We start from the raw sequence: 26,668 nt of genomic DNA, 5'->3' as shown, positions 1-26,668 counted from the left end.
CCCGGATGGACCAGGTGTGGCCCTGTGCGGCGAGTTCGGTGTCGCAGGCGTGGATGTGGTGGGCGAAGACGGGGTGGTTGAGGAGTTCGTGGGCCATGGCGGGGTGTTGGGAGCCTTGGCCGGCGAAGAGGAGGGCGATGCGGCCGGGGTCGGTGGCGTGGCCGGTGATCAGGTCGGGGTGGGGTTGGTCGTCGGCGAGGTGCCGGAGAGCGTCGAGGGTGTGCGCCGGGGAGCCGGTGATGATGACGGCCCGGTGGTCGAGGTGGGCGCGCTGGTGGGCGAGCGTCCCGGCGAGGTCGGCCAACGCGGTGTCGGGGTGGGTTTCCAGGTGGGCGGCGAGGGCGGCGGCCTGAGCGCGGAGCGCGGCTGGGGTCTTGCCGGACAGCAGCAGCGGCACGGGTGCGGTGTCGGTTGCGGTCCCGGCCGTGGTCTGACCGGTCACGGCGTCATCGGCGTTGGCGGCTGCGGTCTCCGCCTGGGCTGTGGTCTCGGCTGCGGTCCTGCTTCCGGCGTCGGCGGCGGCTTCGGCGCGGGCTGCGGATTCGGCACCGGCTACCGCACCGGTCCCGGTCGTGGCCGTGGCGCGGGTGGTGGGGGAGTCGACGGGAGCGGCAGCGCTGGCTCGGTCCGGGTGTCCCGTGGGGGTGGCGCTGCCGGGTGCGGTGGTGTCGGCGGGGGGTTCTTCGAGGATGAGGTGGGCGTTGGTGCCGGAGAGGCCGAAGGAGGAGATGCCGGCGCGGCGGGGTCGGTCGGGGTGCTGCGGCCAGGGTTGGGCGTCGGTGAGGAGGGCGACGGCGGTGGGGTCCCAGGTGACGTGGCTGCTGGGCGTGTCGATGTGCAGGGTTTTAGGGAGCAGGCCGTGGTGCAGGGCTTGGATCATTTTGATGATGGCGGCGACGCCGGCGGCGGCTTGGGTGTGGCCGAGGTTGGATTTGATGGAGCCGAGCCAGAGTGGCTGGTCGTGGCGGTGGCGGCCGTAGGTGGCGTGCAGGGCTTGGGCTTCGATGGGGTCGCCCAACGTCGTGCCCGTGCCGTGGGCTTCGACGGCGTCGATGTCGGCGGGGGTGAGGCCGGCGTTGGTCAGGGCGTGGCGGATGACGCGTTGTTGGGCGGGCCCGTTGGGGGCGGTGAGTTGGCTGCTGGCGCCGTCCTGGTTGATCGCGGATCCGGCGATGACGGCGTGGATGGGTAGGTGGTGTTCCCGGGCGTGGGACAGGCGGGTGAGCAGCAGCAGGCCGACGCCCTCGCCCCAGACCGTGCCGTCGGCCGAGTCGGCGAACGCCCGGCACCGCCCACTGGGGGAGAGTGCCCGCTGCCGGCTGAACTCCACGAAGGAGCCGGGGGTGGCCATCACGGTCGCGCCGCCGGCCAGGGCCATGTCGCACTCGCCCTTGCGCAGTGACTGGGCGGCCAGGTGGACCGCCACCAGGGACGACGAGCACGCCGTGTCGACGGTGATCGCCGGGCCTTCCAGCCCGAACGTGTACGCCACCCGGCCGGAGGCGATGCTCGGCGCGCTGCCGCTGCCCACCAGGCCCTCGTAGCCGGCGGGGATGTCCGGGAGCAGGCGGAATCCGTAGTCCGCCACCATGATCCCGGCGAAGACGCCGGTGCTGCTGCCGCGTACCGCCGTGGGGTCGAGGCCGGCCCGCTCGAACGCCTCCCAGGCGGTCTCCAGCAGCAACCGCTGCTGCGGGTCCATGGTCATCGCCTCGCGCGGGCTGATGCCGAACAGTTCGGGGTCGAACTCCCCGGCCGCGTCGACGAACCCGCCCTCGCGCACGTACGTGCGGCCGGCCGCGTCCGGGTCCGGGTCGTACAGCGCCTCGACGTCCCAGCCCCGGTCCGTCGGGAACTCCGAGATCGCGTCGCGCCCCTCGGCCAGCAGCCGCCACAACTCCTCCGGCGACCGCACCCCACCGGGCAACCGGCACGCCATGCCGACCACCGCGATCGGCTCCCGCGCCACCGCCTCCACATCGACCAGACGCTGCCGCGTCTGCTGCAACTCCGCGGTGGCCCGCCGCAGATACGCCCGCAGCCTTTCCTCATTCGCGGTACCGTTCGCCGGCGCGCCCTGGCTCATTGCGGGATCGCTCCTCACCGTTGGCGTCATGGAACGTCGATGGGCGGGGCGGGCGGGACATCGGGACCGCCGCCGCCGACAGCACGCCAACCTCGGATCCGACAATTTCTGCCGCAGCTAACGATCGCCTTATTCACCACTAAAGCTATTCGGGCGGACCGGGCGGCAACGGTCCCGATCGGCACGCTTCGGCCACCGGCCGGACCGGTCCGGGCACGACGGCCGGCCCGCCGGCGACGGGGCCGGCGGGTGCGCGGGTCGGGTCGGTCAGGCGGCCAACTCCCGGGCGATGCTCATCACGTACCGGCCGTAGGTGGAGTTCGCCATCGTCGCGCCGAGCGCGTGGCAGGCCTCGGCGTCGATGAAGCCCATCCGCAGCGCGATCTCCTCCAGGCAGGCGATCCGGACGCCCTGGCGCTCCTCCAGCGTGCGCACGTACTGCCCGGCCTGCAGCAGCGCCTCCGGGGTGCCGGTGTCCAGCCAGGCGAAACCGCGCCCGAGGTCGACCAGCCGCGCCCGGCCCTGGCTCAGGTAGGCGTTGTTGACGTCGGTGATCTCCAGCTCTCCCCGGCCCGAGGGGCGCAGGTTCTTGGCGATGTCCACCGCGTCGCTGTCGTAGAAGTAGAGGCCGGTGATGGCCCGGTTGGAGCGGGGCTGGCTGGGCTTCTCGTCGATCGCGACCAGCCGGCCCTCGGCGTCGGTCACCCCGATGCCGTACCGCTGCGGGTCGTTGACCCGGTAGCCGAACAGGGTGCAGCCGGTCAGCTGGCGCGACTCGCGGTGCAGCAGTTGGGAGAAGGCGTTGCCGTGGAAGATGTTGTCGCCCAGGATCAGGGCGCAGTCATCGCCGTCGATGTGACCGGCCCCGATGAGCAGCGCCTCGGCGATGCCGCGGGGCTGGGGCTGCTCGGCGTAGGTGATGCGCAGCCCCCACTGGGTGCCGTCGTGCAGCAGGGTCCGGAACATCGGCAGGTCCGCCGGGCGGGCGATCACCAGCACCTCCCGTACGCCGGCGAACATCAGCACCGACAGCGGGTAGTAGATCATGGGCTTGTCGCCGACCGGGAGCAGCTGCTTGGAGACCGGGATGGTGATCGGGTGCAGCCGGGTCCCGGAGCCGCCGGCCAGGATGATCCCCTTCACGACGGTGTCCGGTCTTCGGCGGGAACAGCAAACCGCATGGCATCCCCCGGGGCGCTCGGGCCAGGTATGTTCACCCGGACCCTACCGACGAAAACGGTACGCGCAACCCCGCACGACAATGGGCAGGGCGATTGTTTGGAACCCCTTTAGGGCTGCCTTGTAATTGCTTCAGAGAATCGCCGGGAAAGGTCACCTAATCGATTCTTCCGGGGCGTGGAAAGCGTAGTGGCCGGTAGGATGCGGGGCATGACGAGGATGCTGGTCACCGGCGGCGCCGGCTTCATCGGGGCGAACTTCGTCCACTACACCGTGCGGCACCACCCCGAGTACCGGATCCGGGTCCTCGACGCGCTGACCTACGCCGGCAACCGCGCCAGCCTGGCGCCGGTCGACGACCGGGTGGCGTTCGTGGCCGGCGACATCTGCGACGCCGCGCTGGTCGACGGCCTGGTCGCCGACGCCGACGTGGTGGTGCACTTCGCCGCCGAGTCGCACGTGGACAACTCGCTGCGCGACCCGGAGCCGTTCGTCCGGACCAACCTGATCGGCACCTTCACCCTGCTGGAGGCGGTACGCCGGCACGGCGTCCGGTTCCACCACATCTCCACCGACGAGGTCTTCGGGGACCTGCCCCTGGACGCGACCGGGAAGTTCACCGAGCAGACCGCCTACGACCCGTCCAGCCCGTACTCCGCCACCAAGGCCGGCTCGGACCTGCTGGTGCGCGCCTGGGTGCGCTCGTACGGAGTGGCGGCCACGCTGTCCAACTGCGCCAACAACTACGGCCCGTTCCAGCACGTGGAGAAGTTCATCCCGCGCCAGGTCACCAACGTGCTCACCGGCGAGCGCCCGAAGCTGTTCGGCACCGGCGTCAACGTCCGCGAGTGGACGCACGTGGACGACCACAACGCGGCCGTGCACCTGATCCTGCGGCAGGGCCGGATCGGTGAGACGTACCTGATCGGCTCCGGCGACGAGCGCAGCAACCGGGAGATCGTCGAGCTGATCCTCGCCCTCATGGACCGGCCCGCCGACGGCTACGACCACGTGCCGGACCGGCCCGGGCACGACCTGCGCTACGCCAACGACTCCACCAAGCTGCGCACCGAGCTGGGCTGGCGGCCCCGGTTCGACTCCTTCCGGGACGGGCTCGCGGCCACCATCGACTGGTACCGGACCAACGAGTGGTGGTGGAAGCCGCAGAAGCAGGCGACCGAGGAGAGCTACCGGCGCCTCGGCCGCTGACGGTCTCGCACGCCCGCCGAGCCGGCGGGCGTCCCCACGGCGTCACGGTGAGCGGACTTCGCCCCGGCGGCCGGTGACGGGCGGTTGACGCGACCTCGGACAGGGTCGCAGCACCAGTCCCGTCCCGGCCGTCCGAGGAGACTTCATGATCAGGACGATGCTCCGGCTCCGGGTGCGTGCCGGGTGCGAACCCGCCGTGACGGCCGCCTGGCGGGCGCACGCCGGGCAGCTGGCGGCGGCGACCGGCGGCGTCCGCCAGGAGTTGCTGCACGACGCCGCCGATCCGCGGACGTTCGTCCTGGTCACCGAGTGGACCGACGAGGCGGCCGGGCGCCGGTACGCGCGGGGCGAGCTGGCCGCCGGTCTCGCCGACGCGGTCCGCCCGTTCTGCGAGGCGTATCCGGCGGACGGCCCTCGGCTGATGACCGACCGGCCGGGCGCGGCGATGCCGATCTTCGTCGACGTCGAGCTGACCGTGCCGGCCGACCGCCGCGCCGAGTTCGACCGCGGCTACGTCGAGGTCCTCGCCCGGGTCGCCGCGGTCCCCGGCTACCTGCGGGAGGACCTGTTGCGCGAGCCGGGGACCGACGTGCACCACATCTTCGCCGAGTGGCGCAGCGCGGCGGAGTTCCACCGCTGGATCGGCGACCCGGCGCACGCCTCCCAGGAGGCCGGGCCGATCGCCCCGTTCCTGCTCGACATCCGCCGCCGGATCTTCCACCCGGTGGCCGAGCCGGCAGAGCACCGACAACCGCGTACGGGCAGGGAGGCCGACGTGCACAGGACAACGGACGTACTCGTGGTGGGGGCGGGACCCACCGGGTTGACCGCCGCCGTCGAGTTGGCCCGGCGGGGCGTCGACTGCCGGGTGATCGACAAGCTGGCCACCCCGGCCGGCCAGGCCGACAAGGCGATCGGCGTGCACTGCCGCACCATGGAACTCTGGGAGGAGCAGGGCATCGTCCGCGAGGCGATGGACACCGGCATCTGGCTGACCGGCAACATGGTCTTCGTCAACGGCCGGGAGACGCACCGGATGAGCTGGGAGCTGCCCGGCCTGCCGTACGCCCACCTCGGCCTGCCCCAGTACGAGACCGAGCGCCTGCTCACCCAGCGCCTGGCCACCCTGGGCGTACGCCCGCAGCGCGGCGCCGAGCTGGTCGGGTTCGACCAGAACGGCGACGGCGTCACCGCCACCGTGGCGACCGCCGACGGCGGCACCGAGACCGTCCGGGCGAAGTACCTGGTGGGCTGCGACGGCGCGCACAGCCGGGTCCGGGAACTGCTCGGGTTGACCTTCACCGGCGGGCTGGGCCGCTTCCCGCAGCTGTTCATGCTCGGCGACGTGGACGTCGACTGGGACATGCCGGACGGCCACCTGCTGCGGTTCCTGCACGAGACCGATGGGCGGATGGACGGCATGCTGGTCTGCGTCCCGTTGCGCGGCGAGCGCCGGTACCGGATCGCCACCCTCGCGCCGCCCCGGTTCTTCGCCCAGACCGGCGGGCAGGACGCCCCGCCCGGGTTCAGCGAGGAACTCGCCGCGCCGACCCTGGCCGACGTCCAGGCCGCCCTGGACCACCTCGCCCCGCCCGGCACCCGGGCGTCGAACCTGCGCTGGTCGTCGGTGTTCCGGATCAGCCACGGCATCGTCGACCGGTACCGCGACGGCCGGGTCTTCGTGGCCGGCGACGCGGCCCACCTGCATCCGCCGGCCGGCGGGCAGGGCATGAACACCGGCATCCAGGACGCCTGGAACCTGGCCTGGAAGCTGGCGCTGGCCGCCCGCGGGCTCGCCGCCCCCGGCCTGCTGGACAGCTACGAGACCGAGCGGCGGCCGGAGGGCGAGGAGATCGTCGGGCGGGCGGTCCGGATGGCGTTCACCGACGAGCTGGACCGCGCCGACCTGGAACGCCAGTTCCGTCAGGAGATGTCCCTGCTGCTCAGCTACGCGGACAGCCCGCTGGTCGGCGAGTCGGTCGCCGACCCCGACGCGCTGCGCGCCGGCCCCGGACCGGGCGACCGCGCCCCCGACGTGGCCGGCCTGGACCGGCAGGGCGTCGGACACCCGCTGCGGTTGCGCGACCTCACCCGCGGCACCCGGCACACCCTGCTGGTGTACGCCGACGGCACGGCCGACGAGGCGACGCTGGCCGCCGCGGCGCAGCTCTGCGCCGACGTCCGCCGGCAGGCCGGCGGGGAGCTCGACGCGTACCTGCTGCGCAGCCCGGACGCCGCGCCGTCGCGGCTGCTCGCGCCGCCGGTCGTGGTGGACGGCGGGAACGCCTTCCGGGACACCTACGGCGTCACCGGCAGCGCGCTGTACCTGATCCGCCCGGACGGGCACATCGGCTACCGCAGCCAGCCGATCGACGGCGACGGCCTGCGCAAGCACCTGCACCTGACCTTCGGCGGCGCCCGATGAGCCGGGTCCGGACCGTGCTGGCGATGCGGACCCGGGAGGGCTGCGAGCAACGGTTCGAGGCCGAGTGGCTCTCCGCCGCCGAGGAGATCAGCACCCTGGACGGCTGCCTGCACCAGGACCTGGTCCGCGACGCCGACGACCCGCGCAGCTATCTGATCATCAGCGACTGGGCGGACCGGGACCGGTTGGACGCGTTCGGCCGCAGCGAACACCGGGACCGGCTGCTGCGGATCATCCGCGAGCTGCGCGAGTCCGCCCAGCGGCACACCTACCAGGTGCTGCACAGCGTCAGCAGCGTGCGGGAGGGAGCACGATGACCGACGACCCGGTGCCCGCGGCGCGGCTCTACACCGACGACTTCGCCGCCGACCCCTACCCGACCTTCGCCCGGCTGCGGGCCGACCGGCCGGTCTGCCCGGTGAGCGGCCGGTTCGACCAGTACCTGATCACCCGGTTCGAGGACGCCCGGACCGCGCTGACCGACCCGCGGCTGTCCAAGGACCTGTACGGGCCCGGCCAGCACTACCTGCGGATCTTCGGCCCGAACTCGGCCGGGCTGAACCAGAACATGCTCAACTCCGACCCGCCCGAGCACACCCGGCTGCGCCGGGTGGTGTCGCAGGCGTTCTCGCCGCGCCGGATCGAGGCGCTGCGCCCGCGCGTCGCCGAGATCGTCGACCACCTGATCGACAAGCTGCTCCCGCAGGGCCGCGCCGAGCTGATGCACGACTTCGCGATCCCCCTGCCGATGACGGTGATCTGCGAGCTGCTCGGGGTGCCGCCGGCCGACCACGGCCGGGTGCTCGACTGGACCCAGGTGATCCGCACCTCCGGGTCGACGCGTCGCCCGCCGGAGGAGGAGCGCGCGGCGGTGCAGGAGGCCCAGGCGCGGCTGCACCGCTACCTGGCCGACCTGGTCCGGGCCAAGCGCGACGACCGGGCCGACGACATCATCGGCGCGCTGATCGCCGCCTGCGACCGCGACCGTACGCTCACCGAGGCGGAACTGGTCACCACCACGTTCCTGCTGCTCTTCGCCGGGCACCAGACCACCGCCGACTTCCTCGGCAACGCGGTGCTGGCCCTCTTGACGCATCCCGAGCAGCTGGAACTGCTGCGCGCCAGCCCGCAGCTGCTGCCGTCGGCGATCGAGGAACTGCTCCGCTTCGACGGCCCGCTGCCGGTGGCCAGCCCGCGGATCGCCACCGAGGACCTGGCGTACCAGGACGTGACCATCCCGCGCGGCGCGGTCGTCGGCGTGGTGCTCAACGCGGCGAACCACGACCCCGCGCACTTCGTCGACCCGGACCGGCTGGACCTGCGCCGGGTGCGCGGGCCGCACCTCGGCTTCGGCCACGGCGTCCACTACTGCCTCGGCGTCTCGCTGGCCCGGATGGAGGCGCAGCTGGGCCTCGGCGCGCTGCTGCGCCGGCTGCCCGGGCTGCGGCTGGCCGTGCCGGTGGCGCAGGTACCCCGGCTGCCGGCCGGGTCGCCGTTCCGCGGCCTGCTCGAACTGCCCGTCGCCTTCGCCGCCTGACCCTCGACACCCGTTCGTGACAACCCCACTTCGTCACAACCCACCAAGGAGCAGTCATGGTCTTCCGGAACGTGATCGTCTGCCACATGGTCCCCGGCAGCGAGGGCACCGTCGGCGACGTCTTCGGCTACTACGACCGGACCACCCGGCCCCAGGACCTGGGCGTCATCGGGCGGATCCTGCTGTCCCACCACGACCTCTACCTGCACGTCATCGAGCGCGAGCAGGACCCCAAGGTGTCCGGGCAGACCCGCGGCCTGCCCGCCTTCCAGAAGATCGCCGAAGCCATCGGCCCGTACGTGACCCCGTACCCGAGGTACTGGAAGAACCCGTCGGACTCGGTGGCCAAGGAGTTCTACCGCTGGACGCCGGAGGACCGCCCGGCGCCCGCCGACCCCGTGTTGACCGTCGTCGTCCAGCGGATCAAGCCGGGCGCCGAGCCGGACGTGGCCCGGATCTTCGCCGACTCCGACGCCGGGCCGCTCCCGGCCGAGCTGGGCGTCGCGGCGCGCTTCCTCTACTCGATCGACGACGTGTTCGTGCATCTGATCGAGCAGGATGCCGAGACCGCGGAGCGGCTGCGGCAGCGGCACGAGCAGAAGCCGGCCTTCGGCAAGCTGATGATCGAACTCGCCCCGTACGTCGAGCCGTACCGCCCGGAGAGCTGGCACGGCCCGCAGGACTCGGTCGCCGCGCCGTTCTACCGCTGGCGCGCCGAGGACTGACCCGCTCCCGGCCCCGCCGGGTCCCGGGTCGGCCACGGCCACGGCAGCTGCTCAGCAGGGACTGGTCGATGCGTCGCGGGCGGTCGGGTTCGGCCGCCGGATCGTCGAGCAGGGTGCGCACCCGACGGCGCAGGGTGGACGCGGACGGGGCCGACGTGCCGTCGGCACCGGAAAGCCGCCCGTCGGCGGCGCGCGGCCCTACTCGTCGCCGACGGTCTCGCTCTCGCCGTCGTGTTCGAAGCGGACCGGCAGGTGCTCGTCGGGCTGCGGCGCCTCGGCCATCGTGTGGTGGGGGTCGCCGTCGGGGGAGTACAGCACGTCGTCGGTCTTCCGGGTCTTCTCCTGGTCCTCTTCGGGCTCCGTCACGTCCCCTCCTCGTCGGGCCGTCGGCGACCGCCCCGTGATCCGGGGCCGCTTCCTGTCCCGGTGCCCAGCCTAGGCGGGGCGTACCCGGGTCGCAGGCGGTTGCCGGTGCGGGCCGGGCCGGGGTCGGGCGAAACCGCCCGGACGCGCCGGGGATGCGCCATGGTGGTGCTGTGGCCGGCCCAGGTGCGGAGGCTATCCGCGGCCGGGCGGTCGACGGCCGGTGGTGCGGGGGTGCGGGGTGCCGACGAGGGAGATCATCGAGAAGGTCGGCGCGCTGCTCGACCTGGCCGGGGTGTTGGTCATCGCGGCCGGCGTCACCCTCGCCACGGTGGTGTTCCTGGCCCGCTCGTGGCGCGACCGGCGGCTGGCCGACAGCTACCGTCCCTACCGGGAGGACGTCGGCAAGGCCATCCTGCTGGGGCTGGAGTTCCTGGTCGGCGGCGACATCATCCGTACCGTGGCGGTCTCGCCCACCTTCACCAGCGTCGGCGTGCTGGGCCTGATCGTGCTGGTCCGGACCTTCCTGAGCTTCTCCCTGGAGGTGGAGCTCGACGGCCGCTGGCCGTGGCAGGCCCGGCAGCCGGTGGCGGGCCGGAGCGTCGGCGCCGCACCCCGCTGAGGGGTCAGATGTTGGCCGAGTCGGCGGGCACGTCGCGGGGCAGCGCGGCCGCGCCCGCCGGCTGCTCCCCGGCGGCGCAGCGCAACCCCAGGGTGTACGCGGTCATCGACAGCGAACCGTAGGCGTACCCGTCGACCAGCACCTCGGGGCGGCTCCCGTCCGCACCGGCCAGGCCGGCCAGGTAGAGCAGCGGGATGAAGTGGTCGGGGGTCGGCACGGCCAACTGGTAGTCGCGGTGGGCGTCGAGCCGGGCCGCCTCGGTCGGCGCGTCCCGGACGATCTCCCGGGCCGCGTCGTCGAACCGGCGGGCCCAGTCGAAGCCCTCGTCGGCCAGGCGCCGGTCCACGCCGCCGAGGTTGTGCACCACGTTGCCGCTGGCCACCACGAGCACACCGCGCTCGCGCAGCGGTGCGAGCCGGGCGCCGAGGTCCAGGTGGTAGTCCAGCGGCTTGAACGCGTTGATGCTCAACTGCACCACCGGAATGTCGGCGGCGGGGAACGCGTGGGTGAGCACCGACCAGGTGCCGTGGTCGATGCCCCACGAGTCCAGGTCGGCACCGACCCAGGTGGGGTGCACCACGTCGCTGATCTCCTCGGCCAGCTCGGGCAGCCCGGGCGCGGGATAGCTGACGTCGAACAACTGCTGCGGGAAGCCGTAGAAGTCGTGGATGGTGCGGGGCCGGGGCATCGCGGTGACCGCGGTGGCGCCGATGTACCAGTGCGCGGAGACCACCAGGATCGCCCGGGGCCGGGGCACCGCTCGGCCGAACTCCCGCCACGCGGCGGTGTACCGGTTGACCTCCAGGGCGTTCATCGGGTTGCCGTGGCCGAAGAACGCCGCCGGCATCGTCATCTGCGTCCTCTGCTCGCTCATCCCGCTCCCGCCGCCGGCCGTGTCCCGAGGCTAGCCCCTCCGGCCGCCGGTGTCCGGTCGACGGTCGGCGGCGTTCGGCGTTCGGCGGGTGGTGCCGGAGACCGGTCAGCACCGACCCTGCGGTCCCGTCCCGGCGGTTGCCCCGGTTTGTACCGCTCGGACGCGAAAGGATGACCTCGGGTGGGGCGAGCGTCACCGTGACGAATACCCCCACCGGGTATATGGTCGCGGCGGAGGTGGAGTTCGATGGAACCCGAACACCGGCACCACGACGCGCACGCCGACCACGGCGGGCACGACAAGCACGCCGGGCACGACAAGCACGCCGGGCACGACCCGGAACAGTTCCGCCGGAAGTTCTGGCTGAGCCTGGCCCTGACCGTGCCGATCGTGCTCACCAGCCACATGGTGATGGACTGGTTCGGCTACCGGCTCGACCTTCCCGGCGTCCGCTGGGTCGGCCCGGTGCTCGGCTCGGTCGTCTTCTGGTACGGCGGCTGGCCGTTCCTGGTCGGCGGCGTCCGCGAGCTGCGGGACCGGGCACCCGGGATGATGCTGCTGATCTCGATGGCGATCACCGTGGCGTACGCCGCCTCGGCCGCGACCAGCCTGGGCTGGTTCGACCTGGACTTCTGGTGGGAGCTGGCGGCGCTGGTCACCATCATGCTGCTCGGCCACTGGCAGGAGATGAAGGCGATCGGGCAGGCCCAGGGGGCGCTCGCCGCGCTGGCCGCGCTGCTGCCCGACGACGCCGAACGCCTCGACGAGGCCGGGCGGCCGCACCCGGTCTCCGTCGCCGACCTGCGCGTCGGCGACCTGGTGCTGGTCCGCAGCGGCGGCCGGGTCCCCGCCGACGGGCGGATCGAGGAGGGCGCCGCCGAACTCGACGAGTCCATGATCACGGGGGAGTCCCGGCCGGTGCCGCGCGCCGTTGGGGACCGGGTGGTCGCCGGCACCGTGGCCACCGACTCCGCCCTGCGGATCCGGGTCGACGCCGTCGGGGAGGACACCGCGCTGGCCGGCATCGGCCGGCTCGTCGCCCAGGCACAGGCCTCCGGCGGGCGCGCCCAGGTGCTCGCCGACCGGTTCGCCGCGCTGCTGTTCTACGTCGCCGCGCTCGCCGGGCTGGCCACCTTCGTGGCCTGGCGCGTGCTGGGCGACACCGACCAGGCCGTGGTCCGCACCGTGACCGTCCTGGTGATCGCCTGCCCGCACGCCCTCGGGCTGGCCATCCCGCTGGTCGTGGCGCTCTCCACCGCGCTCTCCGCCCGCGCCGGCATCCTGGTCAAGGACCGGCTGGCGCTGGAGCGGATGCGTACCGTCGACGCGGTCCTGTTCGACAAGACCGGCACCCTCACCCGGGGCCGGCACACCCTGACCGGGGTGGCCGCCGCCGGCGGCCTCACCGAGGACGACGCGCTCCGGATCGCCGCCGCGGTCGAGGCCGACAGCGAACACCCGCTCGCCCGCGCCCTGGTCGCCGCCGCGCGGGACCGCGGCCTGCGGGCCGCGGCGCGCGACTTCCGGTCGCTGCCCGGCCGCGGCGTCCGCGCGGTCGTCGACGGTACGCAGTGGGCGGTCGGCGGCCCGGCCCTGCTGCGGGAACTCGGCGTCGACGTGCCGCCGGAGCTGACCCGCAGCGCGGCGGGCTGGTCGCGGCGGGGCGCGGGGGTGCTGCACCTGGTCCGCGCGCCGGAACCGGGCGCCGCGCGGGTGCTCGGGGCGTTCGCCCTCGAGGACGAGGTGCGCCCGGAGGCCCGCGCGGCGATCGCCGAGTTGCGCGCCCAGGGCATCCGGAAGATCGTGATGATCACCGGTGACGCCCGGCCGGTCGCCGAGGCGGTCGCCGCCGACCTGGGCTTCCGCCCCGGGGTGGACGAGGTCTTCGCCGAGGTGCTGCCCGCCGACAAGGACGCGGCGGTCCGCGAACTCCAGTCCCGGGGACTCACCGTGGCGATGGTCGGCGACGGGGTCAACGACGCCCCGGCCCTGGCCCGCGCCGACGTGGGGCTGGCCATCGGCGCCGGCACCGACGTGGCGATCGAGTCGGCCGGGGTGGTGCTGGCCAGCGACGACCCGCGCGGCGTGACCGGTGTGATCCGGCTGTCCCGGGCGTCGTATCGGAAAATGCGGCAGAACCTGGCCTGGGCCGCCGGCTACAACGTGCTGGCCATCCCGCTCGCCGCGGGGGTGCTGGCCTGGGCGGGCGTCGCGCTCAGCCCGGCGGTCGGCGCGGTGCTGATGTCGGCCTCCACCATCGTGGTGGCGCTCAACGCGCAACTGCTCCGCCGGGTCCGCCTCACCCCGGAGGACTGACCGCGATTGCGGCGAGCATCTGCGTGACGCTAGGGTGGCCGGGTGACGGTGTTCCGGATCGGCGAGGCCGCCGAACTGCTCGGCGTCAGCGCGGACACGGTCCGCCGCTGGATCGACGCCGGCCGGCTGACCGCCGGCCGCGACGAGCACGGCCACCGGGTGGTCGACGGCGTCGACCTGGCCGCCTTCGTCCGCGCCCCCGGGCACCCGGAGCTGTCCTCGGCCCGCAACCGGATGCGCGGCATCGTCACCGCCGTCGTCAAGGACACCGTGATGGCCCAGGTCGACATCCAAGCCGGGCCGTTCCGGATCGTCTCGCTGATGAGCCGCGAGGCGGTCGACGACCTCGACCTCGAGGTCGGGTCGGTCGCCGTCGCCGTGATCAAGTCGACCACCGTCGTGGTGGAGCGCGCCGCCCCGGCGAAGGGAAGGACCAACCCGTGACCGTACGGTGGACCCGGGCCGCCCGCGCCGCGACGGCCGCGCTCACCCTGGCCCTGGCCGGCTGCGGCGGCGCCGACGAGCCGGCCGCCGGAGACGCGGGCGGCCGGGTGACCGTGTTCGCCGCGGCCTCGCTCACCGAGTCCTTCACGAGGCTGGGCCGGGACTTCGAGGCCGCGCACCCCGGCACCACGGTGACCGTCAACTTCGCCGGCAGCTCCGCGCTGGCCACCCAGATCACCCAGGGCGCACCGGCCGACGTCTTCGTCGCCGCCTCCCCGGCCACCATGAAGACCGTCACCGACGCGGGCGACGCCGCCGGCGAGCCGACCATCCTGGTCCGCAACCAGCTGGTCATCGCCGTGCCCGCGGGCAACCCCGGCCGGGTGACCGGCCTCGCCGACCTGGCCCGCCCGGGCGTCAAGGTGGCGCTCTGCGCCGAGCAGGTCCCCTGCGGGGCGGCGGCGAAGACCGCGCTCGGCGCGGCCGGCGTCCGGCTCACCCCGGCCACCCTCGAACAGGACGTCAAGGGTGCGCTCGCCAAGGTCAAGCTCGGCGAGGTCGACGCCGCCCTGGTCTACCGCACCGACGCCCGCGCCACGGCCGGTGCGCTCGACGCCGTCGAGTTCCCGGAGTCCGCGCGGGCGGTCAACGACTACCCGATCGTGGTGCTCAAGCACGCCGCCAACCCGGGCGGCGCCCGGGCGTTCGTCGATCACGTCCGCTCCGCCGCCGGTCTGGCCGTGCTCACCGCCGCCGGGTTCCAGGCGCCGCAGAGCCGGTGAGCCGCCGTCCCGGGCAGCGGGTGCCGCTCGCCCTGCTGCTCCCCGCCGGCCTCGGACTGCTCTTCCTCGTCCTGCCGCTGGTCGGGCTGCTGGCCCGCGCCCCCTGGACCAGCCTGCCCCGGCGGCTCGCCGAGCCGGGCGTACGCACCGCGCTGCGGCTGTCGCTGGAGACCGCGACCGCCGCCACGGTGCTCTGCGTGCTGCTCGGCGTACCCCTGGCCTGGCTGCTGGCCCGGGTCGAGTTCCCCGGCCGGCGGCTGGTCCGCGCCCTGGTCACCGTGCCGCTGGTGCTGCCACCGGTGGTCGGCGGGGTGGCGCTGCTGCTGGTCTTCGGCCGGCGCGGGCTGCTCGGCTCCTGGCTGGACGCCACCTTCGGGATCACCCTGCCGTTCACCACCGCCGGGGTGGTGCTCGCCGAGGCGTTCGTCGCCATGCCCTTCCTGGTCATCGCCGTCGAGGGCGCGCTGCGCGGCGCCGACCGCCGGTACGAGGAGGCGGCGGCGACCCTCGGCGCCGGCCGCTGGACCACCTTCACCCGGGTCACGCTGCCGCTGGTCGCCCCCGGCGTGGCGGCCGGCGCGGTGCTCTGCTGGGCGCGGGCGCTCGGCGAGTTCGGCGCGACCATCACCTTTGCCGGCAACTATCCGGGCCGGACCCAGACCATGCCGCTCGCCGTCTACCTGGCCCTGGAGACCGACCTCCAGGCAGCCATCGTGCTCAGCCTGATCCTGCTCACCGTCTCCGTGGCCATCCTCGCCGGGCTGCGCGACCGCTGGCTCGGCACCACGTGACCGCCCCGCCGCCCCTGCTCGACGCGCACCTGGTCGCCGACCGGGGCACCTTCCACCTCGACATCCGGCTGCGGATCGCCGCCGGCGAGGTGGTCGCCCTGCTCGGGCCGAACGGCGCCGGCAAGACCACCGCGCTGCGCGCCCTGGCCGGGCTGCACCCGCTCAGCGCCGGCCACCTCACCCTCGGCGGCACCGACCTGGACCGCCCCGAGCGGCGGCGCTGGGTCCCGCCCGAGCGGCGGCCGGTCGGCGTGGTCTTCCAGGACTACCTGCTCTTCCCGCACCTCAGCGCGCTGGACAACGTGGCCTTCGGGCCCCGCCGACGGGGCGCCGACCGGCGGGCCGCCCGGGCCCGGGCCCAGGCCTGGCTGGACCGGGTGGGGCTGGGCGGGCGGGCCGGGGACCGGCCGCGCCAGCTCTCCGGCGGGCAGGCCCAGCGGGTCGCCCTGGCCCGCGCCCTCGCCGTGGAGCCCACCCTGCTGCTGCTCGACGAGCCGCTGGCCGCGCTCGACGCCCGCACCCGGCTGGACACCCGCGCCGAACTCCAGCGCCACCTCGGCGCGCACGCCGGGGCCGCGCTGCTGGTCACCCACGATCCGCTCGACGCCCTGGTGCTCGCCGACCGGCTGGTCATCGTCGAACAGGGACGGGTGGTGCAGGAGGGCGACGCGGCGACCGTCACCGCCCGGCCGCGCACCGACTACGTGGCCCGGCTGGTGGGGCTGAACCTGCACCGGGGCCGCGCCGAAGGGCGCTCGGTCACCGTCGGCGGACTCACCCTCACCGCGGCGGACAGCGTGCACGGGGACGCCTTCGTGGCCTTCCCGCCGGCCGCCGTGGCGCTGCACCCCGGCCGCCCCGACGGCAGCCCGCGCAACGTCTGGCCGGCCACCGTGACCGGCGTGCAGCGGCACGGCGACAACCTCCGCGTCCAACTCGCCGGACCGGTCGCGGTGGCCGCCGACGTCACCCCCGCCTCGGCCGCCCAGCTGCGGCTGCGCCCCGGCCAGCGGGTCTGGGCGGCGGTGAAGGCGGCCGAGACCCGGGCCTACCCGGCGTGACGCAGGTCGCTGGACGCTCGTTGGTAGGTGAGGAAGGTTTGACTCTGCCCCACCTGGTCAGTGAACAGGGGAGCGACGAGGAGAGGGGAACGGGGTGCCCGACACGACACAGGTCCGGTCCAGCCAGGAGGCGGTGCTCCCGGACGACGTGACCGACCCGTTGCTCTGGCGGACGGCGTACGACGTGGCCGCCGCCCACCAGCCGGACGAGACAGGCCGCTGTCCCAGCCTGCTCTGCGGCGGCCAGGCCGCGCCCTGCGACACCCTGACCGACGCCCGGCGCGCGATGGACCTGGCCCGCTCCGGCGAAGCCCCGGCGGAGGAGTCCGTCCCCGCCGCGGCCCCGCGCCCCCGCTCCCGCCGCCGCCGCAAGGCCGCCTGAGCACCCGCCACCGGGTCAGTGGCCCGGGGTGGGGCCGAACGCGGTGAGGAAACGGTCCCGGAAGGTGTCCATCCGCCACGCCGGGGTCTGCGGGCCGGGCCGCAGCCCGTCCTGCCAGCCCCAGCCGGCGATCCGGTCCAGCACCTTCGGATCCCTGGCCACCACGGTGATCGGTACGTCCCGGCTGGCCCCCTCGCCGGTGACCGTCGTGGTGGGCTGGTGGTCGCCGAGGAAGACCAGCACGAGATCGTCCCCGCCGTAGGTCAGCAGGTACGAGACCAGGGTGCCGACCGAGTACTCGATCGCGTGCGCGTAGTCGGCGCGGATCTGGTCGTTGCCGCGCTGGACCACGTCCCGGCCGCCCCCGGTGCGGGTCGCCGCCTCGTGGAAGATCGACCCGTCGCCGACCGCGTCCCACGGCACCGGCTTCGGGATCGCCGACCAGGGGGAGTGGCTGGACACCAGCGGGATCTCCGCCATCAGCGGCGCGTGCGGCCGGGACCGTTCGAGGCGCTGGAAGGTCGCCAGCGTGAACTGGTCGGGCATCGGCGCGTAGCTGAACGTCGGCCCACGGTAGGCCAGCCGCGCGGCGTCGTAGTAGCGGTCGTAGCCGAAGAATTTGCCCTCCGGCCAGGGCTGGGTGGCCGCGGGCAGCACGCCGACGGTCTGCCAGCCGGCCCGGTGGAACGCACCGTTGAGGGTGAGCCGGTTGCCGGCCAGCAGGTCGCGGTGGCGCTGGTCGTTGTCGATCCACAGGCCGGAGAGCAGGGTGGCGTGGGCCAGCCAGCTTCCGCCGCCGAAGGTGGGCGAGGTGAGGTAGCCGGTGCGCGCGCCGAACCCGGCCGCGCGCAGTTGCCGGTAGCCGTCGTCGAGCACCGCCGTGACGCCCGGGGCGAGCGCCGGGTCCGTGACGGCGTCCCGGCCGTAGCTCTCCACGAACGCGACCAGCACGTCCTTGCCGCGCAACCCGGTCAGCAACTGGTCGCCCGGCACGTTGCGGTACGCGTCGGTGGCCGCCTGCCCGGCGAACACCACCCGGTCCCGCAGCCCGGCGCGGACCTGGCCGACGTGCCCCGCGACCAGGGCGCTCGCCTCCCGGTCGGCGACCGGCAGGTCGGGCCCGACCCGTACCCCGAGGGCCGCGCAGCCGAGCCAGAGCACCGCGAGGGCGGCCACCACCCGCGCCGATGCCCGCCGGCGCCGGGCCAGCAGCCGGGTCAGCCGCAGCGCCGCCAGGGTGATCAGGACGAGCAGGCCGGCGGTGAGCAGCACCGCACCGGTCGCGGCGGCGACCGCGGCGGCCCGGCCGGAGGAGTCGGTGAGGTAGCCGAAGGCGTCGTCGAAGAGCGCCCAGTCGAGCAGCACGTCGAACGGCCGGTCCCGGGCCACGAAGAAGCCCATGTCCAGCAGCCGCAGCACGGTGAGCAGACCGAGCAGCAGGCCGGCCAGCGCGGCGACCGGGCGGCGGGCGCGGCCCGGCAGGACGAGCAGCACCGCCACCGCCACCAGCGCCTCCACCGGGATGCGCAGCACCGCTGCCGGACCGACCCGGCTCAGCTGGTCGGGCAGCGCCAGCGCCGTCACCACCAGCAGCGCGGCGAGCCCGGTGCACACCGCCGCGGCGACCCGGCGGGCCCGCGACGGCGTGTCCGCCGGCGCTGCGTCCGCGGCCGGCTCCGGCGTGGTGGCCTGTGCTGCGTCCGCGGCCGGCTCCGGCGTGGTGGCCTGTGCTGCGTCCTCAGCCGGCTCCGGCGTGGTGGCCTGCTTCGGCGTGGTGGCCTGTGCCGGGGTCGCGGCCGGCTCCTGTGCTGCACCCTCCGCCGGTGGTGCTGCCGGCTCCGGGTCCGGTGCGGCGAGGTCCCGGGCCGCTGGGTCCGGCCCGGCGTCCGGGACCGCGCCACCCTCGGTCGGCCGCGCGGCGGCGGCGTCCGAGGCGTCGGCCGGCGGGCTCTCGGCGGGGACGTCGGAGGCAGGGTGGGGCGGAGCATCGGCCGGCGGGGTCGCGGCGGGACGGTGGTGGTGGGCGGGACGTGACACGGCGGGGTCCTTCGGCGGGGGTGGGGAGGGCACGGGTGGTGCGGGCTAGACGGGCTGGTGGGCGCGCGCCCGGACCGGCAGCGGCCGGGCCACCGGACCGGTCGGCCGGGCCGGCCGACCGGTGGGTTCGAGCACGATCCGGGCGGGGGCACCCCGGCCCGGGCGAGCACCGGGGCTGCCGGCCGGGCTGGTCACCGGGCTGCCGGCCGGGACGGTGACCGGGGTGACCGGGGTGCCGGCCGGGACGGTGACCGGGATGGTGACCGGGGTGCCGGCCGGGACGGTGACCGCGATGGCGACCGGGACACCGGCGGTGACCGGCCGGTGCCGCCACAGCCAGGTCACGTCGCGTCCGAACGACTCGACCAGCAGCGCCAGCGCGCCGGCGACCAGGACGACGGTGGCCACCGGGGGCAGCAAGCCGCTCGCGGCCACCACGAGCGCCACGCCCTGCGCCGCCGCCGCCACCTTGCGCCAGAACCGGGGCGGCAGCGGGCGCCGCAGCCAGGGCAGCAGCCAGCCGGCCGCGACGAAGGCGTACCGCATTCCGCCGACGGCCAGCACCCAACCGCCGACGGCCGGCACCAGGTGCGCGCTGAGCAGCAGGAGCAGGAACGCGTCGACCTCCATGTCGAAGCGGGCGCCCAGCGGGCTGGCCGTGCCGGTGCGGCGGGCCACCAGGCCGTCGACGGCGTCCAGGGCCAGCGCCACCGCGGTGAGCGGGACCAGCACCACCGCCGGCGTCGGGCCGGGGGTCAGCACCAGCGCCAACACCCCGCCGATCAGCAGGGCGCGGCCCAGCGTCACCCGGTCGGCCGGGCCGAGCCGGTCCACGCCGGCGGCCCGCAGGCCGCGCCGCAGCAGCGCGCCGAGCACCCCGGCGTACGCGAGGCCGGCGAGCCAGCCCGCCACGCCGAGCCCCACCGTGCCGGCGAGGCCGGCCAGCAGGACAGACTGGAGGATCAGCCCGAGCAACGGGCCCGTTCGAACGGTGGACACCCTGCCTCCGTGTCTATGATCGACAACCCTGTGATCTCACTACGGGGAAACTGCCCGTCCGGTTCGGTCTGATGCGGAAAAGAGGAGAAAATCGTGACCGGCGTCGCCCGCGCCTTCTGGCTCCGTGCCCCCGGCGAGGGCGAACTGCGTCCCGTCGAGCTGCCCGCGCCCGGCCCCGACGAGGTGCTGGTCCGCACCCGCTACTCGGGGGTCAGCCGGGGCACCGAGACGCTGGTCTTCACCGGCCGGGTCCCCGCCGACCAGTACGCCACGATGCGCGCCCCGTTCCAGTCCGGCGACTTCCCGGCCCCGGTGAAGTACGGCTACCTCAGCGTCGGCACCGTCGAGCGGGGACCGGAGACGCTGCGCGGGCGTACCGTCTTCTGCCTGCACCCGCACCAGACCGCGTACGTGGTGCCGGCCGCCGCCGTGGTGGTCGTACCCGAGCAGGTGCCGGCGGCCCGCGCGGTGCTGGCCGGCACCGTGGAGACCGCGGTGAACGCGCTCTGGGACGCCGCGCCCCTGGTCGGCGACCGGGTCACCGTGATCGGCGGCGGCATGGTCGGCTGCTCGGTGGCCGCCCTGCTGGCCCGGTTCCCGGGGGTGCGGGTCCAGCTCGTCGACGCCGACCCGGACCGGGCCCGGGTGGCCGCGGCGCTCGGCGTCGACTTCGCGCTGCCCGCCGACGCGGCCGGCGACCGGGATCTGGTGGTGCACGCGAGCGCCACCGCCGACGGGCTGCAACGCGGGCTGGACCTGCTCCGCCCGGAGGGGACGGTGCTGGAGCTGAGCTGGTACGGCGACCGCCCGGTCACGCTGACCCTCGGCGGGGCCTTCCACGCCCGCCGGCTCGGCATCCGCAGCAGCCAGGTCGGCACCGTGTCGCCGCGGCGCGCCGACCGCAGCTACGCCGACCGGCTGGCGCTGGCCCTGGACCTGCTCGCCGACCCGGCGTTCGACGCGCTGCTCACCGGCCGGTCCCGCTTCGCCGACCTGCCCGACGTGCTGGACCGGCTCGCCTCGGGCCGGCTCCCCGCGCTCTGCCACCTCATCACCTACGACGAGGAGTGATCATGTTCAGCGTCACTGTCCGGGACCACATGATGGTCGCCCACAGTTTCCGCGGCGAGGTGTTCGGCCCCGCCCAGCGGCTGCACGGCGCCACCTTCGTCGTCGACGCCACCTTCCGCCGGCCGGACCTCGACGCCGACGGTGTCGTGGTCGACATCGGCCTGGCCACCGAGCAGCTCAAGGCCGTCCTCGGCGAGCTGACCTACCGCAACCTGGACGACGAGCCGGCCTTCGCCGGGGTGAACACCACCACCGAGGTGCTGGCCCGCACGGTGGCCGACCGGCTCGCCGAGGCGGTGCACGCCGGTCGGCTCGGCGCGGGTGCCCGCGGCCTCGCCGGGATCACCGTGACGCTGCACGAGTCGCACGTGGCCTGGGCCAGCTACGAGCGGACCCTGTAGCCGTCGATGACCGTCGTCCACGTGGTGCTGCCGGGCGACATCGACGACCCGGCCACCCCCAGCGGCGGCAACAGCTACGACCGGCGGGCCTGCCGCGGCCTGGCCGCGCTGGGCTGGACCGTGCGGGAACACCCGGTGCCGGGCGGCTGGCCGTACCCGGAGGCCGGGGAGCGGGCCGCGCTCGCCGGCCTGCTCGCCGCGCTGCCGGCGGGGGCCCTGGTCCTGCTCGACGGGCTGGTCGCGTCCACCGTGCCGGAGGTGCTGGCCCCGCACGCGCACCGGCTGCGCCTGGTGATCCTGGTGCACCTGCCCCGGGACGACGACGTGGAGGCACGCGCCCTGGCCGCCGCGACGGCCGTGGTGGCCACCAGCGAATGGACCCGCCGCCGGCTGCTGGACCGCTACCGGCTGGCCGCCGCCCGGGTGGCGGTCGCCGCCCCCGGCGTGGACCCGGCGCCACTCGCGCCCGGTTCGCCGGCCGGCGGTCGGCTGCTCTGCGTCGCCGCGGTCACCCCGGTCAAGGGCCACGACGTGCTCGCCGACGCCCTCGCCGAGGTCGCCGACCTGCCGTGGCGCTGCGACTGGGTGGGCTCGCTCACCCGCGAGCCGGCCTTCGTGGCGCGGCTGTCCGGGCGGCTCGCCGGCACCGGCCTGGCCGACCGGGTCCGGCGGCCCGGCCCGCTCACCGGTGCGGCGCTGGACGCCGCGTACGCCGCTGCGGACCTGCTGATTCTGCCGTCCCGGCAGGAGACGTACGGGATGGTGGTGACGGAGGCCCTGGCCCGGGGCGTGCCGGTGCTGGGCAGCGACACCGGCGGCCTGCCCGACACGCTCGGGCGGGCCCCGGACGGCACCCGCCCGGGCCTGCTCGTGCCGTCCGGAAACCCGGCGGCGCTGGCCGCCGCGCTGCGCGCCTGGCTCACCGGCCCGGTCCTGCGGGCCCGGCTGCGGCGCGCGGCCCGGCAGCGGCGGGACACCCTCACCGGCTGGACGGTCACCGCGCAACGGCTGGCGGCGGCCCTGAAGGAGGCGACAGCGGCATGACCACCCAGCTACCCCCGGACTTCGCCGACTGGCTGCGGCTGCGCGAGCCGGCCGACGCGGCCGCCCGGTCGGCCGACCTGGTGGACGCGGTCCGGCGCCGGCTGCCCGCCGGCCGGCCCGTCGTGGTGCACGACCTGGGCAGCGGCACCGGGTCGATGGCCCGCTGGCTGGCGCCCCGGCTGCCCGGCCCGCAGCGGTGGGTGCTGCACGAGCGCGACCCCGACCTGCTGGCGCTGGCCGCCGCCGAGCCGGTGCTCGCCGCCGACGGCAGCCCGGTCACCGTGCAGACCCGGGACTCCGACATCACCCGGCTGGCCGGCGCCGACCTGGCCGACGCCCACCTGGTCACCGCCTCCGCCCTGCTGGACATGCTCACCGCCGGGGAGGTCGAACGGGTGGTAGCGGCCTGCGCCGGGCACCCCACCCTCTTCGCGCTCTCGGTGGTCGGCCGGGTGGAGTTCACCCCGGCCGATCCGCTCGACGCCGGGTTCACCGCCGCGTTCAACGCGCACCAGCGCCGTACCGTGGCCGGCCGCACCCTGCTCGGCCCGGACGCGGCGCGGGTCGCGGCGGCGGCCTTCCGCCGGCGGGGCATCGAGGTGGCCGTCCGGTCCAGCCCGTGGCGGCTCGGCCCGGAGCAGGCGGCGCTGACCGCGGAATGGCTGGCCGGCTGGCTCGACGCGGCCGTCGAGGAGCGGCCGGACCTGGCCCCGGCGGCCGAGGCGTACCGGCGGCGGCGGTTGGCGGAGGCGGCGGCCGGCGGGCTGCGGGTGGTGCTGCACCACGACGACCTGCTGGCGGGGTGAACCGCGCGGCGGTCTGGCACGTGACATCAGGTGGACCCCGGGAGGACCACTTGTCACACGCCACCGTCGCCGCCCCCATCGGCGCCGTCCCCGCCGTCCCCGCCGTCCCCGCCGTCCCCGCCGTGGCCGCCGTGGCCGGCCGGACGCGGCCGGTGGGCGGGCGCGCCCCGGCCCGGTCGGCCTGGCCGTGGGTACGGCTGCTCGGCGGGCTCGCCGTCCTCGCCGCCCTGGTCTGGTCGGTGGGCGCCGGGCCGTTCCTGGCCGGGCTGCGGCTGATCGACCCGCCCGCGCTCGTCGCGGCGCTCGGCATCGGCGCGCTCACCACGGTCTGCTGCGCCTGGCGCTGGTCCCTGGTCGCCGGCGGGCTGGGCGTACGCCTGCCGCTGGCCACCGCGGTGGCGCACTGCTACCGGGCGGTCTTCCTCAACTCGACCCTGCCCGGCGGGGTGCTCGGCGACGTGCACCGGGCGGTGCGGCACGGCCGGGACGCCGGTGATGTCGCCCGGGGGGTGCGGGCCGTGGTCTGGGAACGGACCGCCGGGCAGGTGGTCCAGCTCGGCATCGCCCTCGCGGTGCTGGCCGTGCTGCCCTCCCCGGTCCGGCCGTACCTGCCGGCGCTGGCCGCCGCGCTGGCCGCGGCGGCGCTCGGGCTGGCGCTGCTGGTCCGGGTGGCTCCCCGCTCGGGGGCGTCCCGGTGGGCGCGGGCGGTGCGGACCGCCGGGTCCGACATCCGGGCCGGGCTGCTGGCCCGCCGCGCCTGGCTGGGCGTGCTGGTGGCCTCGGCGGTGGTGGTCGCCGGTCACCTGGCCACCTTCCTGGTGGCGGCGCGCACGGCGGGCGCGGACGCGCCGCTGTCCCGGCTGCTGCCGCTGACCCTGCTGGCGTTGCTCGCCATGGGGCTGCCGGCGAACGTCGCCGGGTTCGGGCCGCGGGAAGGGGTCGCGGCCTGGGCGTTCGCCGCCGCCGGGCTCACCGCCGGGCAGGGCGTCGCCGCCGGCACCGTGTACGGGGCGCTGGTCCTGGTCGCCAGCCTGCCCGGCGCGGCGATGCTGCTGGCGGGGCGGTCACCTGCGGCGCGGCCCGGCGAGTGTCGGTGATCCGGCCTACGGTGATGGGGCGAGGTGTGCGTTGCCGGCCCGCCCGGCAGCCCCGGACGGAGGAGAACGGATGGACGAAACACTGCCCACGGCGACGATCCGGACCCAGGTGACGGTTCCGCTGCGTTTCCCCGACGGATACCTGACCAGCGCCCGGGTCTACACCTTCCATGGGCTGGTGGACGGCCGCGAGCACCTCGCGTTCGGGTTGGGCGACCGGGCGGCCGCCGGGGACCGGCCGGCGGCGGACCTGCCGCCGCCGCTGGTCCGCCCGCACAGCGAGTGCCTGACCGGGGACGTCTTCGGCAGTCAGCGCTGCGACTGCGGCCCGCAGTTGCGGGAGGCGGTGGAGCGGATCGCCGAGGCCGGGGGTTACCTGCTCTACCTGCGCCAGGAGGGCCGGGGCATCGGCCTGTACGCCAAGCTCGACGCGTACGCGCTGCAGGACGGCGGGCTGGACACCTACGAGGCGAACGAGGCGCTGGGCCGGGGCGCCGACGAGCGCGACTACACGGTGGCCGCGCAGATGCTGGTGGCGCTGGGCGTGACCCGGGTGGCGCTGCTCAGCAACAACCCGGACAAGGCGGCGCAGCTGGACCGGCTGGGCGTGACGGTGGACGACCGGGTGTCGACCGGGGTGCACCTGTCCCCGGCGAATGCGCACTACCTCGCGGCCAAGGTGACCCGCGCCGACCACGCCCTCGACCTGCCCTTCGTGCCGTGAACGCGCGACCGTACGTGCTGCTCAGCTGCGCGATGTCGATCGACGGCTACATCGACGACGCGTCGACCGAGCGGCTGCTGCTCTCCAACGAGGCGGACCTGGACCGGGTCGACGACGTCCGCGCCGCCTGCGACGCGATCCTGGTCGGCGCCGCCACGGTCCGCCGGGACGATCCCCGGCTGCTGATCCGCGCCGAGCGGCGGCGGGCCGAGCGGGTGGCCCGCGGCCTGCCCCCGTCGCCGGCCAAGGTCACCGTCACCGGCAGCGGCGACCTCGACCCGACCGCCCGGTTCTTCACCTTCGGCGACGGGCCGAAGCTGGTCTACTGCCTCAGCGGGGCGGTGGAGAAGACCCACGAGCGGGTGGGTGACGTGGCCACCGTGGTCGACGCCGGTGATCCGGTCACCCCGGAGGCGGTCCTGGCCGATCTGGCCGCGCGGGGCGTCCGGCGGTTGATGGTGGAGGGGGGCGGCAGCCTGCACTGCCAGTTCCTGACCGCCGGCCTCGCCGACGAGCTGCACCTGGTGGTGGCGCCGTTCTTCGTCGGTGACCGGCGGGCGCCGCGCTTCGTCGGCGAGGGCAGCTACCCCTGGCACGCGGGCCGGCGCGCCCGGGTGCTCGAGGTGCGCCAGATCGACGACGTGGTGCTCACCCGTTACGCCCTCTCCGACCGCTGCGACGCCCGGCATTGACTTCGAGCACGCTCTGACGGCTAGCGTGCGCCGCATGACGACCACCCTGATCACCGGCGCGAACAAGGGACTGGGGCTGGAGACCGCCCGGCAGTTGACGGCCGCCGGCCACACCGTCTACCTCGGCAGCCGGGACCTCGAGCGGGGGCGGCTGGCGGCCGCGGCGGTCGGCGCCCGGGTCGTGCGGCTGGATGTCACCGACGAGGTGTCGGTCGCCGCCGCGGCGCGTTCCATCGCGGCCGACGGAGGGTTGGACGTGTTGGTCAACAACGCCGGAATCGCGCCGGAGTGGGGCGCGGACGGCACCGTCACGGATGCGTCGGGTGTGACGGCGGAGCTGATGGAGCAGACCTTCGCGACGAACGTCGTCGGCGTGGTGCGGATGCTGCACGCCTTCCTCCCGCTCCTCACCCGGTCCGCGGCTCCGGTGGTGGTGAACGTGAGCAGCGGCCTCGCGTCGCTGTACCGCGCGACAACCCCGGGCGAGCCCGGCTACGCCTACCCGGGCGTGGCCTACCCGGCCGCCAAGACCGCGCTGAACATGGTCACCGTCCAGTTCGCGAAGGCGTACCCGGCGATCAGGATCAACGCGGTCGAACCTGGCTTCACCGCCACGGACCTCAACGGCTCGGCCGGACACCAGACGGTGGAGCAGGGTGCCCGGATCATCGTCCGGATGGCGCAGATCGGTCCCACCGGCCCGACCGGGGGCTTCTTCAGTGCCGCTGGTCGCCTGCCCTGGTGAGCGGCCACCCGGCGGCTGCCCCGCGCCCCTCCACCGTCGGGCGGGCCGGCGCCACCCGTTCGTGTCGGCGCTCCTCCGTCCGCCCCGGTCGGTCGTCGTCCGTCCGGTCGGCCGGTGCCGGCGGCCGGGTGTTCGTGGTCGTCCGTACGGTGCCATTCCGCAATTGACATCTTGACCGGAATGGATGTCGCAGATATTGGGAGCACGTCATTTCCGGGGGCCGGCAGGGGGCGTCGCGCTATTTGCCCTGTCCGCG

At 75.0% G+C, this 26,668-nt stretch carries 26 protein-coding genes; 20 read left to right on the top strand and 6 right to left on the bottom strand.

All coding sequences use genetic code 11. The features are described from left to right. Together LQ51_RS19390 and rfbA are read right to left on the bottom strand one after the other, a co-directional pair. Window positions 1-2,086: type I polyketide synthase (locus tag LQ51_RS19390; protein ID WP_046567687.1), on the bottom strand; the 2,086-nt coding region annotated here is incomplete at its 3' end. Window positions 2,087-2,353: 267 nt separating this feature from the next. After that, window positions 2,354-3,229, bottom strand: a complete 876-nt coding sequence (rfbA, locus tag LQ51_RS19385) for a glucose-1-phosphate thymidylyltransferase RfbA (protein WP_046567685.1) — start codon at window positions 3,227-3,229, stop codon at window positions 2,354-2,356. Between the two features lie 255 nt (window positions 3,230-3,484). Here rfbA and rfbB point away from each other — a divergent pair, with 255 nt between their 5' ends. The 5 genes from rfbB to LQ51_RS19360 all read left to right on the top strand — a co-directional run bounded on the left by rfbB (window position 3,485) and on the right by LQ51_RS19360 (window position 9,161). After that, window positions 3,485-4,474, top strand: coding sequence for a dTDP-glucose 4,6-dehydratase (rfbB, locus tag LQ51_RS19380; RefSeq protein ID WP_046567683.1), 990 nt, complete (start codon window positions 3,485-3,487; stop codon window positions 4,472-4,474). 145 nt (window positions 4,475-4,619) lie between these two features. Further along, the gene (locus tag LQ51_RS19375) at window positions 4,620-6,899 is read left to right on the top strand and encodes an FAD-dependent oxidoreductase (protein ID WP_046567682.1); all 2,280 of its coding nucleotides are present in this window, start codon (window positions 4,620-4,622) and stop codon (window positions 6,897-6,899) included. Then, on the top strand, window positions 6,896-7,216 hold the full coding sequence (locus tag LQ51_RS19370; RefSeq protein ID WP_046567680.1) for a putative quinol monooxygenase: 321 nt from the start codon (window positions 6,896-6,898) through the stop codon (window positions 7,214-7,216). Before LQ51_RS19375 ends, LQ51_RS19370 begins: the two co-directional genes overlap by 4 nt. Continuing rightward, entirely contained in the window at window positions 7,213-8,436 is a 1,224-nt protein-coding gene (locus tag LQ51_RS19365; RefSeq protein ID WP_046567678.1) for a cytochrome P450 family protein, read from the top strand. Before LQ51_RS19370 ends, LQ51_RS19365 begins: the two co-directional genes overlap by 4 nt. A 56-nt stretch (window positions 8,437-8,492) precedes the next feature. After that, window positions 8,493-9,161, top strand: a complete 669-nt coding sequence (locus tag LQ51_RS19360; protein ID WP_046567676.1) for a TcmI family type II polyketide cyclase — start codon at window positions 8,493-8,495, stop codon at window positions 9,159-9,161. Between the two features lie 198 nt (window positions 9,162-9,359). On the opposite strand, the gene LQ51_RS33475 is transcribed toward LQ51_RS19360, so the two are convergent. Then, entirely contained in the window at window positions 9,360-9,527 is a 168-nt protein-coding gene (locus LQ51_RS33475; RefSeq protein WP_197087838.1) for a hypothetical protein, read from the bottom strand. 238 nt (window positions 9,528-9,765) lie between these two features. On the opposite strand from LQ51_RS33475, the gene LQ51_RS19355 reads away from it, so the two are divergent. After that, window positions 9,766-10,146, top strand: coding sequence for a DUF1622 domain-containing protein (locus tag LQ51_RS19355; protein ID WP_046567674.1), 381 nt, complete (start codon window positions 9,766-9,768; stop codon window positions 10,144-10,146). Window positions 10,147-10,150: 4 nt separating this feature from the next. Here LQ51_RS19355 and ygiD read toward each other — a convergent pair whose 3' ends face one another. Beyond that, the gene (gene ygiD / locus LQ51_RS19350; RefSeq protein ID WP_231605798.1) at window positions 10,151-11,020 is read right to left on the bottom strand and encodes a 4,5-DOPA-extradiol-dioxygenase; all 870 of its coding nucleotides are present in this window, start codon (window positions 11,018-11,020) and stop codon (window positions 10,151-10,153) included. Between the two features lie 246 nt (window positions 11,021-11,266). Between ygiD and LQ51_RS19345 the strand changes: the two genes are divergently transcribed. The 6 genes from LQ51_RS19345 to LQ51_RS19320 all read left to right on the top strand — a co-directional run bounded on the left by LQ51_RS19345 (window position 11,267) and on the right by LQ51_RS19320 (window position 16,796). Then, the gene (locus tag LQ51_RS19345) at window positions 11,267-13,336 is read left to right on the top strand and encodes a heavy metal translocating P-type ATPase (protein ID WP_046567672.1); all 2,070 of its coding nucleotides are present in this window, start codon (window positions 11,267-11,269) and stop codon (window positions 13,334-13,336) included. 42 nt (window positions 13,337-13,378) lie between these two features. Further along, window positions 13,379-13,780, top strand: coding sequence for a TOBE domain-containing protein (locus LQ51_RS19340; RefSeq protein ID WP_046567671.1), 402 nt, complete (start codon window positions 13,379-13,381; stop codon window positions 13,778-13,780). Further along, on the top strand, window positions 13,777-14,562 hold the full coding sequence (modA, locus tag LQ51_RS19335; RefSeq protein WP_046567669.1) for a molybdate ABC transporter substrate-binding protein: 786 nt from the start codon (window positions 13,777-13,779) through the stop codon (window positions 14,560-14,562). Before LQ51_RS19340 ends, modA begins: the two co-directional genes overlap by 4 nt. After that, window positions 14,559-15,353: an ABC transporter permease gene (locus LQ51_RS19330; RefSeq protein ID WP_046567668.1), complete on the top strand. Its 795-nt coding sequence runs from the start codon at window positions 14,559-14,561 to the stop codon at window positions 15,351-15,353. Before modA ends, LQ51_RS19330 begins: the two co-directional genes overlap by 4 nt. Further along, window positions 15,335-16,414 (top strand): ABC transporter ATP-binding protein, encoded by a 1,080-nt coding sequence (locus LQ51_RS19325; RefSeq protein ID WP_046567713.1) that lies wholly within the window; start codon window positions 15,335-15,337, stop codon window positions 16,412-16,414. The genes LQ51_RS19330 and LQ51_RS19325 overlap by 19 nt, the downstream gene beginning before the upstream one ends. A gap of 94 nt (window positions 16,415-16,508) precedes the next feature. Next, on the top strand, window positions 16,509-16,796 hold the full coding sequence (locus LQ51_RS19320; protein ID WP_046567666.1) for a hypothetical protein: 288 nt from the start codon (window positions 16,509-16,511) through the stop codon (window positions 16,794-16,796). A gap of 15 nt (window positions 16,797-16,811) precedes the next feature. Here the strand turns inward: LQ51_RS19320 and LQ51_RS19315 are convergent, their stop codons facing one another. Next, complete coding sequence (locus LQ51_RS19315) at window positions 16,812-18,833, bottom strand: alkaline phosphatase family protein (protein ID WP_197087836.1); 2,022 nt, start codon at window positions 18,831-18,833, stop codon at window positions 16,812-16,814. A 45-nt stretch (window positions 18,834-18,878) separates the two neighbouring features. Further along, window positions 18,879-19,832, bottom strand: coding sequence for a CDP-alcohol phosphatidyltransferase family protein (locus tag LQ51_RS19310; RefSeq protein ID WP_156313158.1), 954 nt, complete (start codon window positions 19,830-19,832; stop codon window positions 18,879-18,881). A gap of 93 nt (window positions 19,833-19,925) precedes the next feature. Here LQ51_RS19310 and LQ51_RS19305 point away from each other — a divergent pair, with 93 nt between their 5' ends. From LQ51_RS19305 to LQ51_RS19270, 8 genes are all read left to right on the top strand, one after another. Continuing rightward, window positions 19,926-20,903, top strand: a complete 978-nt coding sequence (locus LQ51_RS19305) for a zinc-dependent alcohol dehydrogenase (RefSeq protein WP_046567663.1) — start codon at window positions 19,926-19,928, stop codon at window positions 20,901-20,903. Window positions 20,904-20,905: 2 nt separating this feature from the next. Beyond that, window positions 20,906-21,304, top strand: a complete 399-nt coding sequence (locus tag LQ51_RS19300; protein WP_046567661.1) for a 6-pyruvoyl trahydropterin synthase family protein — start codon at window positions 20,906-20,908, stop codon at window positions 21,302-21,304. Between the two features lie 6 nt (window positions 21,305-21,310). Next, window positions 21,311-22,348 carry a glycosyltransferase gene (locus LQ51_RS19295; RefSeq protein ID WP_046567659.1) on the top strand — a complete coding sequence of 346 codons (1,038 nt, stop codon included), beginning with the start codon at window positions 21,311-21,313 and terminating at the stop codon, window positions 22,346-22,348. Then, window positions 22,345-23,154, top strand: coding sequence for a class I SAM-dependent methyltransferase (locus tag LQ51_RS19290; protein WP_046567657.1), 810 nt, complete (start codon window positions 22,345-22,347; stop codon window positions 23,152-23,154). The genes LQ51_RS19295 and LQ51_RS19290 overlap by 4 nt, the downstream gene beginning before the upstream one ends. A gap of 131 nt (window positions 23,155-23,285) precedes the next feature. Further along, on the top strand, window positions 23,286-24,251 hold the full coding sequence (locus LQ51_RS19285; protein WP_369799874.1) for a lysylphosphatidylglycerol synthase transmembrane domain-containing protein: 966 nt from the start codon (window positions 23,286-23,288) through the stop codon (window positions 24,249-24,251). Between the two features lie 70 nt (window positions 24,252-24,321). Further along, a complete protein-coding gene (ribA, locus tag LQ51_RS19280; protein ID WP_046567654.1) occupies window positions 24,322-24,975 on the top strand; it encodes a GTP cyclohydrolase II in 654 nt (217 codons plus the stop codon). Next, window positions 24,972-25,667: a RibD family protein gene (locus LQ51_RS19275; RefSeq protein WP_082159529.1), complete on the top strand. Its 696-nt coding sequence runs from the start codon at window positions 24,972-24,974 to the stop codon at window positions 25,665-25,667. Before ribA ends, LQ51_RS19275 begins: the two co-directional genes overlap by 4 nt. A gap of 34 nt (window positions 25,668-25,701) precedes the next feature. Beyond that, a complete protein-coding gene (locus tag LQ51_RS19270) occupies window positions 25,702-26,412 on the top strand; it encodes an SDR family NAD(P)-dependent oxidoreductase (RefSeq protein ID WP_046567652.1) in 711 nt (236 codons plus the stop codon). Window positions 26,413-26,668: the final 256 nt, after the last annotated feature.

The sequence above is a fragment of the Micromonospora sp. HK10 genome (genome assembly GCF_000982955.1).
Lineage (GTDB): Bacteria > Actinomycetota > Actinomycetes > Mycobacteriales > Micromonosporaceae > Micromonospora.
Note: the sequence above shows the minus strand (reverse complement) of the source record. Positions and strands in the feature narration are given on the sequence as shown.

Bases quoted from the DNA above. Each gene is read 5' to 3' on its own strand.
- LQ51_RS19365 (WP_046567678.1), top strand. From the start codon at position 7,213: ATGACCGACGACCCGGTGCCCGCGGCGCGGCTCTACACCGACGACTTC.
- LQ51_RS19345 (WP_046567672.1), top strand. From the start codon at position 11,267: ATGGAACCCGAACACCGGCACCACGACGCGCACGCCGACCACGGCGGG.
- LQ51_RS19290 (WP_046567657.1), top strand. From the start codon at position 22,345: ATGACCACCCAGCTACCCCCGGACTTCGCCGACTGGCTGCGGCTGCGC.
- LQ51_RS19300 (WP_046567661.1), top strand. From the start codon at position 20,906: ATGTTCAGCGTCACTGTCCGGGACCACATGATGGTCGCCCACAGTTTC.
- ygiD (WP_231605798.1), bottom strand. From the start codon at position 11,020: ATGAGCGAGCAGAGGACGCAGATGACGATGCCGGCGGCGTTCTTCGGC.
- LQ51_RS19370 (WP_046567680.1), top strand. From the start codon at position 6,896: ATGAGCCGGGTCCGGACCGTGCTGGCGATGCGGACCCGGGAGGGCTGC.
- ribA (WP_046567654.1), top strand. From the start codon at position 24,322: ATGGACGAAACACTGCCCACGGCGACGATCCGGACCCAGGTGACGGTT.
- rfbB (WP_046567683.1), top strand. From the start codon at position 3,485: ATGCTGGTCACCGGCGGCGCCGGCTTCATCGGGGCGAACTTCGTCCAC.
- LQ51_RS19360 (WP_046567676.1), top strand. From the start codon at position 8,493: ATGGTCTTCCGGAACGTGATCGTCTGCCACATGGTCCCCGGCAGCGAG.
- LQ51_RS19270 (WP_046567652.1), top strand. From the start codon at position 25,702: ATGACGACCACCCTGATCACCGGCGCGAACAAGGGACTGGGGCTGGAG.
- LQ51_RS19295 (WP_046567659.1), top strand. From the start codon at position 21,311: ATGACCGTCGTCCACGTGGTGCTGCCGGGCGACATCGACGACCCGGCC.
- LQ51_RS19375 (WP_046567682.1), top strand. From the start codon at position 4,620: ATGATCAGGACGATGCTCCGGCTCCGGGTGCGTGCCGGGTGCGAACCC.